We start from the raw sequence: 15643 nt of genomic DNA on the forward strand, positions 1-15643 counted from the left end.
AGCGGCAACGACCTTGCGACCTTATCCGAACCCACGCTGCATGACCTTGCGCTGGCGCGAGACGGCCGCCGATTTGCCATGCGAGCCGTGCATTGATCGGGCACAGGTCCGGGCTGCAGCGGCACCCGATAATGGCTCACTTATGATGACCCACATGAAAAGCCTGCTGGCCTCGCTTGCTCTCGGCCGCACCCCGGATGCCCGGTTCGACCTGTCGGCCGCGATCGGCTCGACCCTGCTGCGCCAGGTCGTTTCAAGCGGCCTGTACTTCGTGGCGCTGTGGGTCACCACACGCCAGCTCGGCGCCCATGACAACGGCCTGCTGGTCACGGCCCTGCTGCTGCCGCAGAGCCTGTACGCCTTCCTCAACCTCGGCCTCGGTCCCAGCCACGTGTTCCACATGAGCAGCGGGACCGGCAGCGCGCGCACCATGCGCCGCATGAACTGGGCGCTGGCGCTGGCGCTGTGGGCCGCGGCCGTGCTGGTGCTGCTGCTGGCGGGCGACGGCGCCATCGCCCACTACCTGCCCGGCACCGCCAAGCGCACTGCACTGTACGCCAGCCTGCTGTTCCCGATGATGCTGCTGGCCGCCTGGACGTCGGCGCTGATCCAGGGTGCGCGCGATTACGCCACCTACAACAAGACTGCGCTGACCCAGCCGCTGGTGTTCTGTGCCGGCGTGCTGCTGCTGGGCGCATTCGGTGCGGTCAGCGTGCCAGCGGTGCTGGCCTGCCATATCCTCAGCCAGGCGGCGCTGTGGCTCGTCAGCGAGTGGCGGGTGCGCCGCTATGGCGCACCGGCGGCATCCGGACCGGCCCCGGGCCTGAAACTGGGGACGGCGATCGCCTTCGGCTTGCGCGCCCACCTGAGCAACGTGATCACCTTCCTGAATTACCGGGTGGCGCTGTACCTGGTGAGCTTCCTGCTCGACCCCGCCGCGGCCGGCCGCTATGCGTTGTCGATCCAGCTGGCCGAAGTGCTGTGGATGATCGCCAGCGCAGCCACGGTGGTGGTGTTCCCGGAATCGGCCGCGCACAACAGCACGCCGGCCGCCCTGCAGAAGATGGTGCGCAAGATCGCACTCTCGGTATTCAAGATCACGCTGGCCGGGGGCGTGCTGGCAGGCAGCCTGTCGGTGGTCGCGATTCCCTGGGTGTTCGGCCGCGACTATGCCGGCTCGGTGCTGCCCTTCGTCATCCTCCTGCCCGGCATCATTACCTGGAGTTACATGAGCGTGGTGTCCAATTCCCTGGCCGGGATGGGCCTGCAACGGGTCAACATCCAGGGGGCGCTGCTGTCGTTTACCCTCAACGGCGGCGGCTGCCTGCTGGCGATTCCGGTGTTCGGCATGCCGGGCGCGGCGCTGGCGTCGAGCGTCGCGTTCACGGTCACGGCGGTGTTCACCATCACGATGTACGGACGCATCATGGCCGAGCGCATCGCGGCCGCCGGCGCGGAGGGCGCGCGATGAAGCCGCAGCGCCTGCTGATGGTGACCTCGCTCTACCCTTACGGCACCGGCGAAGCCTTCGTGGCGGCCGAACTCGAACATCTGTCGCAGTGCTTCGGTAACATCGAGCTGGTGCCGATCTTCTATGAGCCGGGCGGCGCGGCCCGGCCGGTGCGCCAGCGCGTCGACCTGGCCTATGCCGATGCGCGCTGGGGCGCCTTGCGGCTGCCGCGTGTCGCCGGCGCGCTGCTGGCCGCGCTGCTGCGCTACCGCTGGGTTGCCGACCTCGGTAGCGTCCTGGCGGGGCCGCGCAAGCTGGACAGTCTCAAGGAACTGGTGCGCGCGCTGTACCGGGCGCGCATGTTCGAACGCTTCCTGGCGGACCGTGAGCGGGCCGGAGAGGGCGTCGACCTCATTTATTACTACTGGCTGCTGCCGGAAATCCAGGGCGCGCTGGCTTTCCGCAAGGCCGGCGGCAGTCCGGTGCGTATCGTCTGCCGCGCCCACGGCGGCGACCTCTACGAATATCTGAAGCCGGGCGGGTACGCCGGGCTGCGGCGCAGCATCGTGGCCGGCATCGACGCCATCTACACGATTTCCGAAGACGGCCTGCGTTACCTGAACCGGCGCTTTCCCGTCCTTGCGCCCAAGTTCCACACGGCCCGGCTCGGTGTCGCCGACCCGGGTTTCCTGAACGTGCAGCCGCCCGGCGGGCCGCTGTCGCTGGTGTCCTGCTCCTTCGCCGTGCCCGGCAAGCGCCTGCACCTGATCGTCGACGCCATCGCCCACCTGCTGGCGGCGGACCCGACGCTCGAGGTGCGCTGGACCCATGTCGGTGACGGCCCGCTGCTGGATGCCGTGCGCGCCCGGGCCGCCGACGCCTTCGCCGCCTTCGGCGCCCGCGGGCAGGCCGTGTTCAAGGGTTACCTGACGCAGCCGGCACTGATGGCGGTGTACCGCGACGAAGGTTTCGATGCGATCGTCAACGTCAGCGATACCGAGGGCATCCCGGTCAGCCTGATGGAAGCCGGCGCGGCCGGCATCCCGATGATCGCCACCGATGTCGGTGGCACCGCCGAGATCGTCAACGCTGCGAATGGCGTGCTGATCCATGCCGATGCCGACGTCGCCACGATCGCCGCCGCCATGCTGCGCTTCCGCGACCGTAGCGCCGCGCGCGCCTGGCGCAAGTCGGCACGCCTGCACTGGGAAACCCACTTCGACGCGGCCGCGAACTACGGAGGCTTTGCGCGCACGCTGGCATCCGGCCAGGGCGAAAGCGATCGCACTACCCCCGATCTGCTATCGATTCCGTAATCGGCGAAACGCCTCGCCACCGGCGCCCGGCTTGGTACAATTGTGATTTCGATTACTCCGCCTGGCCCAAACCTATAATGATTGACATCCAACTCCTCCGCAAAGACATCGACAACGTCGCCGCGCGCCTGGCCGCACGCAAGTTCCAGCTCGACGTCGCCGCATTCAACGCCCTCGAGGCAGAGCGCAAGGCGATCCAGACCCGCACCGAAGAACTGCAGGGCAAGCGCAACACGCTGTCCAAGCAGATCGGCATGCTCAAGGGCAAAGGCGAAGACACGACCGACGTCATGAAGCAGGTCGGCGGCCTCGGCGACGAGCTGAAGGCCAACGAAGTGGCGCTGGCCGACGTGCAGGCAAAGTTGGCGCGCTTCATGGAGTCGGTGCCGAACCTGCCGCACGAATCGGTGCCGGCCGGTACCGACGAAAGCGGCAACGTCGAAGTGCGCCGCGTCGGCACGCCGCCGCGCTTCGATTTCGAAGCCAAGGACCACGTCGACATCGGCGAAAAGCTGGGCCTGGATTTTGACACCGCGACCAAGCTGACCGGCTCGCGCTTCTCGGTAATGAAAGGCGGCATGGCGCGCCTGCACCGCGCGCTGGCACAGTACATGCTGGACACCCACACCGGACAGCATGGCTACACCGAGTGCTACACCCCGTACATGGTCAACGCCGACTCGCTGCGCGGCACCGGCCAGCTGCCGAAGTTCGAAGAAGACCTGTTTGCGGTCAAGAAGGGTGGCGCGGAAGGCGAGGGCGAGAACTTCTACCTGATCCCGACTTCGGAAGTCTCGCTGACCAATATGGTGCGCGACGAGATCGTGGCGCTCGACCAGCTGCCGATCAAGATCACCGCCCATACCCCGTGCTTCCGCTCGGAAGCCGGCAGCTACGGCCGCGACACCCGCGGCATGATCCGCCAGCACCAGTTCGACAAGGTCGAGCTGGTCCAGGTCGCGCATCCGGAAAAATCGTATGAGGCGCTGGAAGAGATGGTGGGCCAGGCCGAGACCGTCCTGAAGAACCTCGGTTTGCCCTATCGCGTCATGTCGCTGTGCACCGGCGACATGGGCTTCGGCGCCGCCAAGACCTACGACCTCGAGGTCTGGCTGCCGGCCCAGAACACCTACCGCGAAATCTCGTCGCTGTCGAACTGCGAAGCCTTCCAGGCCCGCCGCATGCAGGCCCGCTTCCGCAACGCCCAGGGCAAGCCGGAACTCGTGCACACCCTGAACGGCTCGGGCCTGGCCGTCGGCCGCACCCTGGTCGCGGTACTGGAAAACTACCAGCAGGCGGATGGCAGCGTCGTGGTCCCGGAAGTCCTGCGCCCCTACATGGGTGGCCTGGAGCGCCTGTCGGCCTGACCGGCGCCCGTTGGCAAAATAGCTCTTCCGTTTTCGTGCAGGGCTGCTATAATGCGGCCTCTCGCGATGCAAGCGACCGGTTACCAGGAGAGGTGGCAGAGTGGTCGAATGTACCTGACTCGAAATCAGGCGTACGGGTGACCGTACCGTGGGTTCGAATCCCACCCTCTCCGCCAAAAAAAGAAAAGGGCTCCCGCAAGGGGGCCCTTTTTGTTTTGGCGGTGAGGGAGCGAGGCGCCTGCGCGCCCCGCGTTGGGATTCGAAGGTCTGGCGCATACTTGCGCCAACCGCCCGAATCGCCACTCTGCCGTCCGCGCAAGCGGACGGCGCGCGAAGCGCATACAGCAGTGGTGCTAAATCCGCCAACGGCCCATCAACCGCCAGAAGCCCATCAACCCACCGCACCCAAAACCCAAAAAACAATACCCTTGTGACATTCTCAACCACCCTCTATAATACGGCCTCTCGCGACGCAAGCGACCGGTTACCAGGAGAGGTGGCAGAGTGGTCGAATGTACCTGACTCGAAATCAGGCGTACGGGTGACCGTACCGTGGGTTCGAATCCCACCCTCTCCGCCAAAACAAAACAAAAGGCTCCCTTCGGGGAGCCTTTTGTTTTTGGCGAAGAGTGAGCGGGGCGCCTGCGCGCCTCGCGTTGGGATTCGAAGGTCTGGCGCATGCTTGCGCCAACCGCCCGAATCGCCACTCTGCCGTCCGCGCAAGCGGACGGCGCGCGAAGCGCATACCAAACGCCGGCAACCCGGCAGCGCGAACAAAACGCCACCAACCTAGCAGCGCCAAAGAAACCGCCAGCATCGAGGACCCTGTCGGGATCCAATTTTGTCTTGCTTGAACCGAACCCGGCTTCAGCCAACAGCCAGCAACGCCTAAAGCTCCAAAGCTAGCTGCCGAGCAACATCCTCAAACACCGGCCGTGCCCCGGGAACAGGCTGCACGCAACGCCCCTGCAGCTCCCCCAGACGCGCCAGCACGGAAGCATCCAGATCAGCGCAACGTTCGACCAATTCCCCCAGCAGCAAGCCAAAAGCCCGCACCTCGAGCCGCTCCAGCGCTTCCCCCTGCGCGCCGCCCGGCGCATACAGCGAAGCCGCACCGAAATCGCCCAGCAAGGCATCGCCTCGGCTGGTATGCAGGATATTGTGCGCATATAAATCGCCGTGCATGATGCCGCGTTGGTGCAAGTGCCCGGCCGCCGCCGCGATGCCGTGGGCAAGCCGCAGCAGCGCTGTCTGCGAAAACGCTTTGCCGGCCGCATAGACGTCGCGCGTGCAGCTTGCCAGGCTGGGCGGACCCGCGAGATTCCGGAAGTCCGGATCGATCAGCGCCATCACGCAGCCATGCAGGCCGTCGGGATGGCCGATCACCTCGCCCAGCAGCGGGATCAGGTTGGGGTGGCTGCCTGCCCCGAGGCAGGCGGCCAGTTCACAGCGCGGCAGGCCGTCGCTGGTCATGGCTCCCTTGAACAGCTTGACCGCCACCGGCTGAGCGGCTGTGTCCCCGTGCGGCGCTGTCTGCCGCAACACGGCTTCATGGATCACGCCGGACGCGCCTTCGCCCAGGCGCTGCGCCATCTCCAGGCGAGGCCATGCGATCGGGTCCGGTGTCGCCTCCGCCGCAGCCGCCGCCTCGTCCGCGGCGCTGAAGGGATTGCCGGCGTAGGCCAGCCAGGCAAGCCGGGGCATGGCGAGCAGCCAGGCCGGCAACGCCGTCAGCCGGTTGGCGGCAATGCGCAGCAATTCCAGGCCGGTACAGGCCGCCAACTCCGCGGGCAGGGCGCCCAGCTGGTTACCTGCCAGCATTAGCTTTTGCAGTCCTGTGCAATGGCCGATGGTTGGCGGCAGGGCGGTCAGGCAGTTGTCGGTCAGGATGAGCCAGCGCAGTGCGGGCTGCAACGCAGCGGCCGGCACCTCGCGGATGCGGTTGCTCTTGAAGCCGATCATGCTCAGCGCCGGGCAGGCGCCGAGGACCGCAGGCAGTAGGGTGAACCGGTTGTTCGAGCAGAACAGGACACGCAGCTTGTGCAGGCGCGGCAGGTCTTCGGGGAGGGTGGACAATGCGTTACCCGACAGGTCCAGGATTTCCAGGCTGTCCGCCAGGTCGAAGATTTCGGGCGGGAATTCCGTGAGGCCGCAAGCGAGTTGAAGGCGGACCGTGCCGGCCAGTGCGCCGCTGCGTAGTTGTTCCAGTGTGTGCATGGAGAGCTGAAGGGCAGAAAACGCCATATTCTACTGTCCTGGACGCCTGGCGGACCTGGCCGCACCCTATGCTCGCCTGAACGTGTACCTGACCGGGCCGTCGGCATGCGTGAAATCGCACGTCGAAAGTTTGAAATGACGCAAGGCTTAAATAATTGATAATGTACGTATCGCCCATGCGAGGCGACGTCGATAGGCTCACTGTCGACGGCCAACGCGCCAAGCTGTCAACCTACCAGGAGCCCGCCCATGATCGCCACCCGCTTCGCTCGCATCGTCACGCTCTTCGCAGTAAGTCTTGCCTACACGGCCACTGTCCAGGCCCAGACCGTCGCCGCCCCCGGCAGCGGCACGGCAGCCGCCACGCCGGACAACGCCATCCTGCTCACCATCTTCCTCAAGCACGATCAGTCGCGCCCGCTGGCCGAACTGAACGCGCAGCTGGCCAAGCAGGGTTTCTATAAAGCCTTTCCGCCCCAGGGCGTCGACGTGGTGAGCTGGACCGTGGCAATGGGGATCGGGCAGGTGATCACGGTGCGGCTGCCGGCGTCGCGCCTGCGCGAAGTCAACCGCGTGCTGGAAGACACGGCCTGGGGCGCCTATCGCACCGAGTTCTATCCGACCTATGACTACAAGGCGGTCGGCCTCGGCGAACACGAGAAAGCCATCAACGCTACCAGCGGCAAATAAGGACTCACCGCGAAGGACTAACTGCGCTTGACCGCATGCAGCCAGACGGCCGCGATACGCTCGACGTTCTCGTAACCGTCGCAGCCGAGCTGGCCGCCGAAGATGTCGGGGTCGAGTTCTTCGTAGGCCCAGGCGCTGCAGGCCTCGTCCAGCATGCTGCGGATGGCGGCCAGGAAGCGGTCTTCGCCGTCCACGATCGCGATCCCGGTATACAAGAACAGGCTGCCGCCCGGGTTCAGGCGTTCGAGTGCGGTGCGCACGATGTCGATCGACAGCTGGGCACCATGTTCGCCGCCGCCGTGGCGGTAGGGTAGTTGGTCGGGGTCGAGGATGAAGGGCGGATTCGACATCACCAGGTCGAAGCTGCCGTCCACGCCGTCCAGCAGGTTGCTGCGGCAGGTCACCAGCTGGCCCGCGCCGTTGATGCCGGCGTTGACCGCGGCCAGCGCCAGCGCGTCCGGGCTGATGTCGGCGCCGTAGACGGTCGCTTGCGGGCATTGCAGCGCCAGTTCGATCGCGCCCGGGCCGGCGCCGCAGCCGATGTCGACCGCGCGCCGGATGTCGCTGCGCGGACGGCCGAGTGAGGGCGACTCCAGCGCGCGTTGGATCGCGGCGGCGTAGCGGTAGGTGTCGGGGCCGAAGAACACGGCGTCGTCGTCGGAGGTCGGCCAGGCCGAGTGGAAATACAGGCGGTCGCCGATGGTCGAGGCCCGCACCAGCGCACGCCGTCCGCGAATCTGTCCATTGCGGCAATCCGCGAGCAGGCCGGCTTCGTTCAGCAAGGCTTCGATATCCGGCGGCAGCACGCCCTCCCGGAACGGCCGGCTCCAGCCGAGCACGCCACGCAAGTCGCTTGCCCATTCGTTCTCCGGGCGCCGGTTGACGCGGCGGTGGGTCGCCGGCGTCACCGTGATGAAGCGGTAATCCCGGGCGCGCAAGAGTGCGCCGAGGTCGGCAAGGGCAGCGGTGGAAGCGATGTGGAGAGCCATGCGATGGAGCATGTCGTACCTATCTGGGCCACTCCGTACGCCAGCGCACATAAGGATCGATGTGATGTCACAGATTTAACATGCTATGTGCAAGTGCGAACAGACCCGCCGGCGTGGTAGTGGCATACTTCGCACGTGGATTGGCTGGAGGAGGCCGGTCCGGATCGAAAAGGATAGTCATGACGACGAGAATGCCCAAGGTTTCCCAACAGGCGCGCGTGGAGCGCGAGGTCGAACGCGAGCGCAGCGAACGTTCGCGCAACGATGAACAACGAGCCGGACTGGCCGTCGACGAGGACTTCCGCATCAAGGATGCGCGCGAGAACATGAGTGTGGTGAATCTGAAGCGCGCGCCAGGGCGCTGACACGAAGGAGACGGTATGCGTTGGGAAGGCGATGAACAGAGCAGCAACGTGGAAGACCGCCGCGGCGACAGCGGTGGCGGCGGGGGCTTTGGTCTCGGTGGCGGTTCCCTCGGGATCGGCGCCGTCGTGGTGGCACTGCTGGGGTCGTGGTTCTTCGGCGTTTCGCCGAGCACCATCCTGAACGTGCTGTCGGGCGGCGGCGGTTCGCCCGCCCAGGTGCAGCAACAGGCACCTTCGGGGCCGCCCGCGACCGACCGCGAAAGCCAGTTCGTCAGGACCGTGCTGCGCTATACGGAAACCACCTGGGGCCAGATCTTCCAGGCCAACGGCGCCAAATACCAGCCGCCGGTGCTGGTCCTGTACACCGGCCGCACCGGTACCGGAGGCTGCGGCACCGGCCAGAGCGCGGTGGGCCCGTTCTATTGCCCGGCCGACCGCAAGGTGTACATCGACCTGTCCTTCTTCAAGCTGATGCAGCAGCGCTTCCATGTCTCGGGCGAATTCACCCAGGCCTATGTGATCGCGCACGAAGTCGGCCACCACGTGCAGAATCTGCTGGGCATCTCCGGCAAGGTCGACAACGCACGCCAGCAGCTGTCGGAGAGCCAGGGCAATGCGCTGTCGGTACGGGTGGAATTGCAGGCCGACTGCTTCGCCGGCGTGTGGGCCAATCACACCGACGAGACCAAGCGCATCATCCAGGACGGCGACGTCGAATCCGCCCTGGCTGCCGCCAGCGCGATCGGTGACGATGCCTTGCAGCGCCAGGCGCGCGGCGAAGTCGTGCCGGATTCGTTCACCCACGGTACCTCGGCACAGCGTATGCGCTGGTTCAAGAAAGGCCTCGATTCCGGCTCGGTCGAACAGTGCAATACGTTTGAAGCACGCCAGCTGTAATCACCTGTAATCGACATAAAACGGCCGCGCATTGCGCGGCCGTTTTCGTTTGGAAAATTTATTTATAAATAAATTTCCTTTTAAAAACAAATACCTGCAGTTGTTAAATTATTGTTCAAAAATGTGGAATTCATTTCCGTGCGCGTATCGCCTTCGTCATGATTTTGTCATAACGTGACTGCAAAGGCCGACTCATCTGCGGTCGATCAATTTCAGGAGGACTATATGCTGGCAATGAACTACCGCGGGCCATACCGCGTCCGCGCCGACCACAAGCCCGATCCCGTCATCGAACACCCGGGCGATGCCATCGTGCGCGTGACTCGTGCGTGTATCTGTGGTTCGGACCTGCACCTGTACCACGGCATGGTGCCCGATACCCGCGTCGGCCATACCTTTGGCCATGAATTCATCGGTGAAGTCGTCGATATCGGGTCCGAGGTCAAGAACCTGAAGGTGGGGGACCGCGTGCTGGTACCGTTCAACCTGTTCTGCGGTAACTGCTTCTTCTGTAAACATGAGCTTTACGGCAATTGCCACAATACGAATCCGCAAGCCACGGCCGTCGGTGGCATCTACGGTTATTCACACACGGCCGGCGGTTACAACGGCGGCCAGGCCGAATACGTGCGCGTGCCGATGGCCGACGTCGGCCCCATGGTGATCCCGGACGATATCCACGACGAAGACGCCGTGCTGCTCACCGACGTGGTGCCGACCGGCTACCAGGCGGCCGAGATGGGCGACATCTCGGAAGGCGATACCGTCGTCATCTTCGGCGCCGGCCCGATCGGCATCATGGCCGCCAAGTCGGCCTGGTTGATGGGCGCCGGACGCGTGATCGTCGTCGACGAAGTCGACTACCGCCTGGAATTCGTCAAGCGCTACGCCCAATGTGAGGTGGTCAACTTCCGCGAGGTCAACGACATGGCCGAGCACATCAAGAAGATGACCGACTGGATGGGCGCCGACGTCACCATCGATTGCGTCGGCGGCGATGCCGCGGGTTCAATCGCACAAACGCTGACCGGCCGCCTGATGAAGGCTCAGGCCGGCTCTTCGATCGTGCTGCACTGGGCGATCAACTCGGTGAGAAAAGGCGGCAACGTGTCGATCGTCGGCGTGTATGGCCCGACCTTCAACGCTGTCCCTGTCGGCAATGTCTTGAACAAGGGACTGACGATCCGCGCCAACCAGGCCAGCGTCAAGCGCCACCTGCCGCGCCTGATCGAACACATCCGTGCCGGCCGCCTGAATCCGAAGGAAATCATCACGCACCGCATTCCGCTGGAAGAAGTGTCGGATGCTTATCACATTTTCTCAAGCAAGCTGGACGAGTGCATCAAGACCGTCCTGATTCCGCCATCGGCCCGCGAGGTCCAGACCGTCAAGTCCAGCGCACAGCACGCACAGAGTTAAGGAGTCAGCATGAAAACATCGCACGAAGTCGATCCGCATTCGCACCAGCACCACCATACGGGCCACACCGACAAGTTTCAGAACGATTATCCGGAAGCGCCGCCGCGCCCGACGCGCGAGCAACTGGCCCACATCAATGGGTGGGGCGCGGATCTCGACCGTAAGGACCGGCCCGGCGTGCCGATGGAGCGGACCCCGCCGCGTTTCATTCCTGAACCCAGCGGCAAGGTGACCCAGCAGGAGCAGAACGTCGAAGTGCTGGTATCGACCGAGCGTCCAGGCATCACGCCGATCTTCGGCACCGCCCAGCCACCCAGCGGTTTATCCGGGGCGATGCGGCGCGCCGCTTTCCGCTGGTCGGAAAACGACATGCGCCACTGGCTGCTGCTGCTGGGAGCCGACCGCGTCAACGTGGTCGAAGGCGTGGTCGAGGACCTAGCCAAAGGCAAGGTACCGAACGTGCTGGCCGAGATGGGCATCAAGTCCGAGTGGCAGTACAACAAGGCCGGGCTGGTGAAGAAAGTCGCGATCGCCGGCGCCGTGGTCGGCACCGTCGCCTACCTGATGCGCCGCAAGGAGCGGTAAGCGGCACGATCCCTGTAGCACAGTTTTACGCTACCCCCACCGTGGTACAACACCGCCGTGGGGGCCTTTGCGCTTGAGCAAGTCCCTTTAAGCGAGCTCGTCCATAGTTTGGTGGTCACCCCTACCGAATGGAGACGAGATGAACAAGCGCACCAATTTGCTGTCCTTGCCGAACTTGCTGGCTTCGCTGGGCGCCTGCTCCCTGGCCGCGGTCAGCGCCGCAAGCACCGCCGCAGTGGCCGCCCCGCGCGCAGCGTCGCCGGCTTCCCCGTTGACGATGAGCGCCCCGGTGGCAGTGACCCCGCAGTCGCGCGCCGCGCTGCTGGCCCAGCTTGAGGCGCGCCGCGCCGAACGCGGCCTGGATGCGCGCCACGGCTTCGCCATCGTCGCCCAGCATCCCGGGCCACAGGGCACCCAGGTCGCACGCATGGCCCACACCTACAAGGGCGTGCGCGTGTTCGGTTCGGAATCGGTGGTAGTGCTCGACGGCGGCGGCCGCATCCGGTCGGAATCCGCTTCCGAACGCCGCCTCGGATTGAGCCATGCAAACAGCGCCGGCATGGTCGCGGCCAACACCGCACCGGGCAGTGACTTCAGCGTGGTCCCGGTCATTTCCTCGAAGGCCGCGATCGACGCCGCGCTGGCGTCGCTCGGGCCGGAAGCGCGCCACGTGGCGCCGCCCAGCGCCGAGCTGATCATCTATCCGGTGATGCGTACCGAGCGCGTGCAGGGCGCGGTCGACAAGCCCGAGCAGGAATTGAATGCGCTCGACGTGCAGGAAGTCGTCGACCACTACGAACTGGCCTACCTGGTGCACACCCGCATGCACGTGGGCGAGAAACCGCTCTACCACGACACCGTGGTCAGCGCGCGCGACGGCCGCATCCTCGACCAGTGGAACATGCTGCAGACCGTGATCGGCGTCGGCAAGAGCCAGTACAACGGCGAGGTGCCGATCAACACCACGCTGGCCGACGGCAAGTACAAGATGATCGACGACACCCGAGGCACCGGCGGCACCTTCGGTGCGATGGCGATCACCAACGCCAATCACGGCACCAGCGCCGGCAACGTCTACCTCAGCGAAGGCGCGGACAACGTCTGGGGCGACGGCAAGCAGTACGTCGCCGGCGGTTCCACCACCGACGCCAACGGCCAGACCGCCGCGGTGAACGCGATGTGGGGCCTGATGAACACCTACGACACGCTGAAAAACGTGTTCAACTGGCTCTCGCTCGACGGCCACAATACCTCGACCTACATCGCGGCCCACGTCAACACCGCCTACGACAATGCCTATTACAGCGACACCTGCCGCTGCATGTTCATCGGCGACGGCTCCAGCTTCAACAGTCTCGGTTCGATCGACGTGATCGGTCACGAAATGGGCCACGGCGTCACCGCCGCCACCTCGAACATGACCTACTCGGGCGAATCCGGCGGCCTCAACGAATCGAGCTCGGACATCAACGGCGAAGCGGTCGAGGCCTATGCGCGCGCCGGCGGCAAGGGCGACAGCATTCCGGCCACCGGCAACGACTGGATGCTGGGCAAGGAAATCAGCAAGAGCGGCACGCCGCTGCGCTGGATGTACCGCCCCAGCAAGGACGGCAGCAGTCCGGACGCCTGGAGCAGTTCGATCAAGCGCCTCGACGTCCACTACAGCAGCGGTCCCAACAACCGGATGTTCTATTTCCTGGCGCAGGGATCGAAGGAAGACAAGACCGGCGACTACTACAGCAAATACCTGGTCAAGACGCCGGCGGCCATGAGCGGTATCGGCCTCGACAAGGCCTACCGGATCTGGTTCAAGGCCAACACGACCAAGTTCACGTCGAGCACCAACTATGCGGATGCGCGTGCCAAGATGATCGAGTCGGCCGACGAGTTGTACGGGAAGGGAAGCAAGGAGTCGGTTGCGGTGCAGCGGGCGTATGCTGCGATCAATGTCGGGGCCGATGTCGACGAATGAAACCGACGGTGCCGGACCAGGGCCGCCTGCGGGCGGCTTTTTCATTACCGGTCTGGCTCGGCAATATGGAGGACGCTCGACCGACATCTTGTATTGTCGGAAATATTTACAAAAAATTATTTGAACAATGTGAATTTTTTTTAAGTATTTGATTAAATTGCACTTTTTTTGATGGCACGCAAGTTGCTGATATAACCCTGCGTTATCAACCAACCTCATGACCATCATGTTCAAAAAAGTCTTGGCACTTGCTTGCACCGCGTTGTTCTCACTGAACGCCTCCGCAGGCTACATTCAATATAACTTTACCGGCCCGATCAGTGGCTATGTCGTCCAGCATGATGACGATCAGTCGATTGCGGATTACCGGTTGACGGTGCCGATCGCGGGCACGCCGACAGCCTACACCTTCGGCTTCAACGTTCAGCCCCTGGGGGCGGAAGGTGTGGATACCATCACTTCGGAATGGACGTATTTCCGCGATGGCGGACCGACCAGCTTCGCTGTTTTCGATAACTTCGGGAGCGATCGCTATGCGAATTTCCGCTTCGACATCACGCGCGCAGCGAATGGCACATACAGCTACTCTACGCAGTACTCGGCAAGCCTCCTGTTCCATACGGGCAATGGCCTGCAGTTCCTGCCGTTCTCGGGTTCGCTGACCGGCACCGTGAGCGCCGGCACCATTGCGCCGAGCTATGCCAGCGCCCTGGATTCGCTCGGTGGCTATGCAGAGTTCGTCCCGCACCGCGTGCCGACCTATATCGCCGCCGCCGAAGTGCCTGAACCTGCAAGCCTGGCCCTGCTCGCGCTGGGCGGCCTCGGCGCAGCTGCCGCGGCCCGCCGCAAGCGCGCCTGATTCATGTAGTCCCGGTTCGACAAGGCCGCTGCCTGAGGCCGAGGCGAAGTTCCCGCACCCTGCGAAGCCCTGGCCCGCAGGGTGTTTTCATTGAAGGCGCAGGTTGGCATGCAGACTGCGGCCAGCGACCGGACACCGTCCAGCCGTGTCGCACGGCTGTTGACGCGCCTTACTGCGCCACCGGTGCGTTCAGGGTAGTCCGGCAGAGCCGGGCCGCGTAAAGGCCGATGCTCGTAGCGGCAGTCCAGTGGAACACATAAGGCAGGGCGACGAAGGCCATGCCGGCCTTGCCGTTAGAAAACGACAGCAGGATCGTGAGCGCACCACAGAACGAGGCGAGCGAGAAGCTGGTCGCATGCCTGGCGGCTGTTTCCGAGGTGCCGGCCCCGAAGCCGATCAGCAGGGCAATGGCGGTGCAGGTGGCGATGATGTCGATCGAGGCAGTCCCGGAAAAGCTGTGGTACAGACGGGCGAGGACAAGTACCGTTACCAGGTAGCCACCCAGGAAAACGGCAAGGTTACGTAATTTCATTGGAAAATCTGGCAAGTCAGGACATCGTGCGATCAATGTGTCACACGGTAAGTATTGCCGCCAGTATACATGCACTTGGGAAATTCTGCCGCAACAAAGATGTCGGGAGGATGGCTTGTGAGGCGCGGGGTGCACACCTGCGGAGAGGTACTGTGCCGGACCTGATCCCCAGCCTGGGCCGGGATATCAGCTTATTTTGCTGGAGTGCCGTTCATGGCACTACATGGTGGTCGAAGTGCAGGCGCACCTCACTGGCCCAGCAGCGGGAAGGGATTCACCGGCGTACCTTTCCACCATTGCTTTTCGGGCGTCAATTCGAACACGGCAAAGTGCAGGTGCGGCGCGTTCGGATCGGAATTGCCGGTCACGCCCACGTAGCCGAGCGGGTCGCCGCGCTTGACCGTCGCGCCTTCCTGCAAGCCATCGGCATAGCGGTCGAGGTGCGCATAATAATAGGCGTACTTCTCGCTCGGGTCGAACACGTAGACAGTGAGGCCGCCCGGCTTGCTGGTGAACAGCTTGGCGATCTTGCCGTCGGCCGCCGCCACCACCTTTGTGCCTTTCGGCGCCATGATGTCGAGTGCCTCGTGGTGGCGTTCGTTGCCGCGCGGCTGGTCGAAGGTGTCGTGGATCTGGCTCAGCGCCATGCCGTCGACCGGCACCAGCAGCTTGCCGGCCGGCAGCGTTGGTGCGGATGGCGTTGCGGATGATTGTGCCGGCGCCGCCGACTGGTCGATGGTACCCGGGCGCAGCGGCAAGTCGAGTTCGGTGAGATCGGGCATGACCTTGGGCGCCGGCGGCAGCTGGCCGTCCAGGTTGTGCCCCGCCGCCGGCGCCGGCAGCGAACCGGTATTCGCGGCCACGGTAGGGGCCGTGTCGTGCGGCACCTGGCGCAGCCAGACGAACAGGCCACCGGCGCCGACCACGATGCCCAGCAAAAAGGTCATCAGCCATCTCATCGCATTCTCCTTGTTATATCTATATC

General features: G+C 64.3%; 14 protein-coding genes and 2 tRNA genes. 12 read left to right on the forward strand and 4 right to left on the reverse strand.

Annotated elements, in window-relative coordinates:
- Nucleotides 1-154 precede the first annotated feature (154 nt).
- The 5 genes from U1H99_RS23625 (at nucleotide 155) to U1H99_RS23645 (ending at nucleotide 4713) form a co-directional block, all read left to right on the forward strand.
- Complete coding sequence (locus U1H99_RS23625; protein ID WP_323144155.1) at nucleotides 155-1471, forward strand: lipopolysaccharide biosynthesis protein; 1317 nt, start codon at nucleotides 155-157, stop codon at nucleotides 1469-1471.
- On the forward strand, nucleotides 1468-2766 hold the full coding sequence (locus U1H99_RS23630; RefSeq protein WP_323144156.1) for a glycosyltransferase: 1299 nt from the start codon (nucleotides 1468-1470) through the stop codon (nucleotides 2764-2766). The genes U1H99_RS23625 and U1H99_RS23630 overlap by 4 nt, the downstream gene beginning before the upstream one ends.
- A gap of 77 nt (nucleotides 2767-2843) precedes the next feature.
- A complete protein-coding gene (serS, locus tag U1H99_RS23635; RefSeq protein WP_323144157.1) occupies nucleotides 2844-4133 on the forward strand; it encodes a serine--tRNA ligase in 1290 nt (429 codons plus the stop codon).
- Nucleotides 4134-4219: 86 nt separating this feature from the next.
- Nucleotides 4220-4309, forward strand: a tRNA-Ser gene (locus tag U1H99_RS23640).
- 314 nt (nucleotides 4310-4623) lie between these two features.
- A tRNA-Ser gene (locus U1H99_RS23645) sits at nucleotides 4624-4713 on the forward strand.
- A gap of 308 nt (nucleotides 4714-5021) precedes the next feature.
- On the opposite strand, the gene U1H99_RS23650 is transcribed toward U1H99_RS23645, so the two are convergent.
- Nucleotides 5022-6377 carry a protein kinase gene (locus tag U1H99_RS23650; protein WP_375341641.1) on the reverse strand — a complete coding sequence of 452 codons (1356 nt, stop codon included), beginning with the start codon at nucleotides 6375-6377 and terminating at the stop codon, nucleotides 5022-5024.
- A gap of 222 nt (nucleotides 6378-6599) precedes the next feature.
- Here U1H99_RS23650 and U1H99_RS23655 point away from each other — a divergent pair, with 222 nt between their 5' ends.
- The gene (locus U1H99_RS23655; RefSeq protein WP_323144158.1) at nucleotides 6600-7040 is read left to right on the forward strand and encodes a hypothetical protein; all 441 of its coding nucleotides are present in this window, start codon (nucleotides 6600-6602) and stop codon (nucleotides 7038-7040) included.
- Between the two features lie 17 nt (nucleotides 7041-7057).
- Here U1H99_RS23655 and U1H99_RS23660 read toward each other — a convergent pair whose 3' ends face one another.
- Nucleotides 7058-8029 (reverse strand): methyltransferase, encoded by a 972-nt coding sequence (locus tag U1H99_RS23660; RefSeq protein ID WP_323144159.1) that lies wholly within the window; start codon nucleotides 8027-8029, stop codon nucleotides 7058-7060.
- Nucleotides 8030-8208: 179 nt separating this feature from the next.
- Between U1H99_RS23660 and U1H99_RS23665 the strand changes: the two genes are divergently transcribed.
- The 6 genes from U1H99_RS23665 (at nucleotide 8209) to U1H99_RS23690 (ending at nucleotide 14126) form a co-directional block, all read left to right on the forward strand.
- On the forward strand, nucleotides 8209-8394 hold the full coding sequence (locus U1H99_RS23665; RefSeq protein WP_323144160.1) for a hypothetical protein: 186 nt from the start codon (nucleotides 8209-8211) through the stop codon (nucleotides 8392-8394).
- A gap of 15 nt (nucleotides 8395-8409) precedes the next feature.
- Nucleotides 8410-9291, forward strand: a complete 882-nt coding sequence (gene ypfJ / locus U1H99_RS23670; RefSeq protein WP_323144161.1) for a KPN_02809 family neutral zinc metallopeptidase — start codon at nucleotides 8410-8412, stop codon at nucleotides 9289-9291.
- A gap of 225 nt (nucleotides 9292-9516) precedes the next feature.
- On the forward strand, nucleotides 9517-10710 hold the full coding sequence (locus U1H99_RS23675) for a zinc-dependent alcohol dehydrogenase (RefSeq protein WP_323144162.1): 1194 nt from the start codon (nucleotides 9517-9519) through the stop codon (nucleotides 10708-10710).
- A 9-nt stretch (nucleotides 10711-10719) separates the two neighbouring features.
- Nucleotides 10720-11295 (forward strand): hypothetical protein, encoded by a 576-nt coding sequence (locus U1H99_RS23680; RefSeq protein WP_323144163.1) that lies wholly within the window; start codon nucleotides 10720-10722, stop codon nucleotides 11293-11295.
- A 139-nt stretch (nucleotides 11296-11434) separates the two neighbouring features.
- Nucleotides 11435-13267, forward strand: a complete 1833-nt coding sequence (locus tag U1H99_RS23685) for a M4 family metallopeptidase (RefSeq protein WP_323144164.1) — start codon at nucleotides 11435-11437, stop codon at nucleotides 13265-13267.
- 217 nt (nucleotides 13268-13484) lie between these two features.
- Nucleotides 13485-14126 carry a PEP-CTERM sorting domain-containing protein gene (locus tag U1H99_RS23690; protein ID WP_323144165.1) on the forward strand — a complete coding sequence of 214 codons (642 nt, stop codon included), beginning with the start codon at nucleotides 13485-13487 and terminating at the stop codon, nucleotides 14124-14126.
- Nucleotides 14127-14295: 169 nt separating this feature from the next.
- Here the strand turns inward: U1H99_RS23690 and U1H99_RS23695 are convergent, their stop codons facing one another.
- Both U1H99_RS23695 and U1H99_RS23700 read right to left on the reverse strand, forming a co-directional pair.
- On the reverse strand, nucleotides 14296-14658 hold the full coding sequence (locus U1H99_RS23695; protein WP_323144166.1) for a hypothetical protein: 363 nt from the start codon (nucleotides 14656-14658) through the stop codon (nucleotides 14296-14298).
- 248 nt (nucleotides 14659-14906) lie between these two features.
- Entirely contained in the window at nucleotides 14907-15617 is a 711-nt protein-coding gene (locus U1H99_RS23700) for a M23 family metallopeptidase (protein ID WP_323144167.1), read from the reverse strand.
- Between the last annotated feature and the right edge of the window lie 26 nt (nucleotides 15618-15643).

It is taken from the genome of Massilia phyllosphaerae (genome assembly GCF_034659755.1).
Lineage (GTDB): Bacteria > Pseudomonadota > Gammaproteobacteria > Burkholderiales > Burkholderiaceae_D > Telluria > Telluria phyllosphaerae.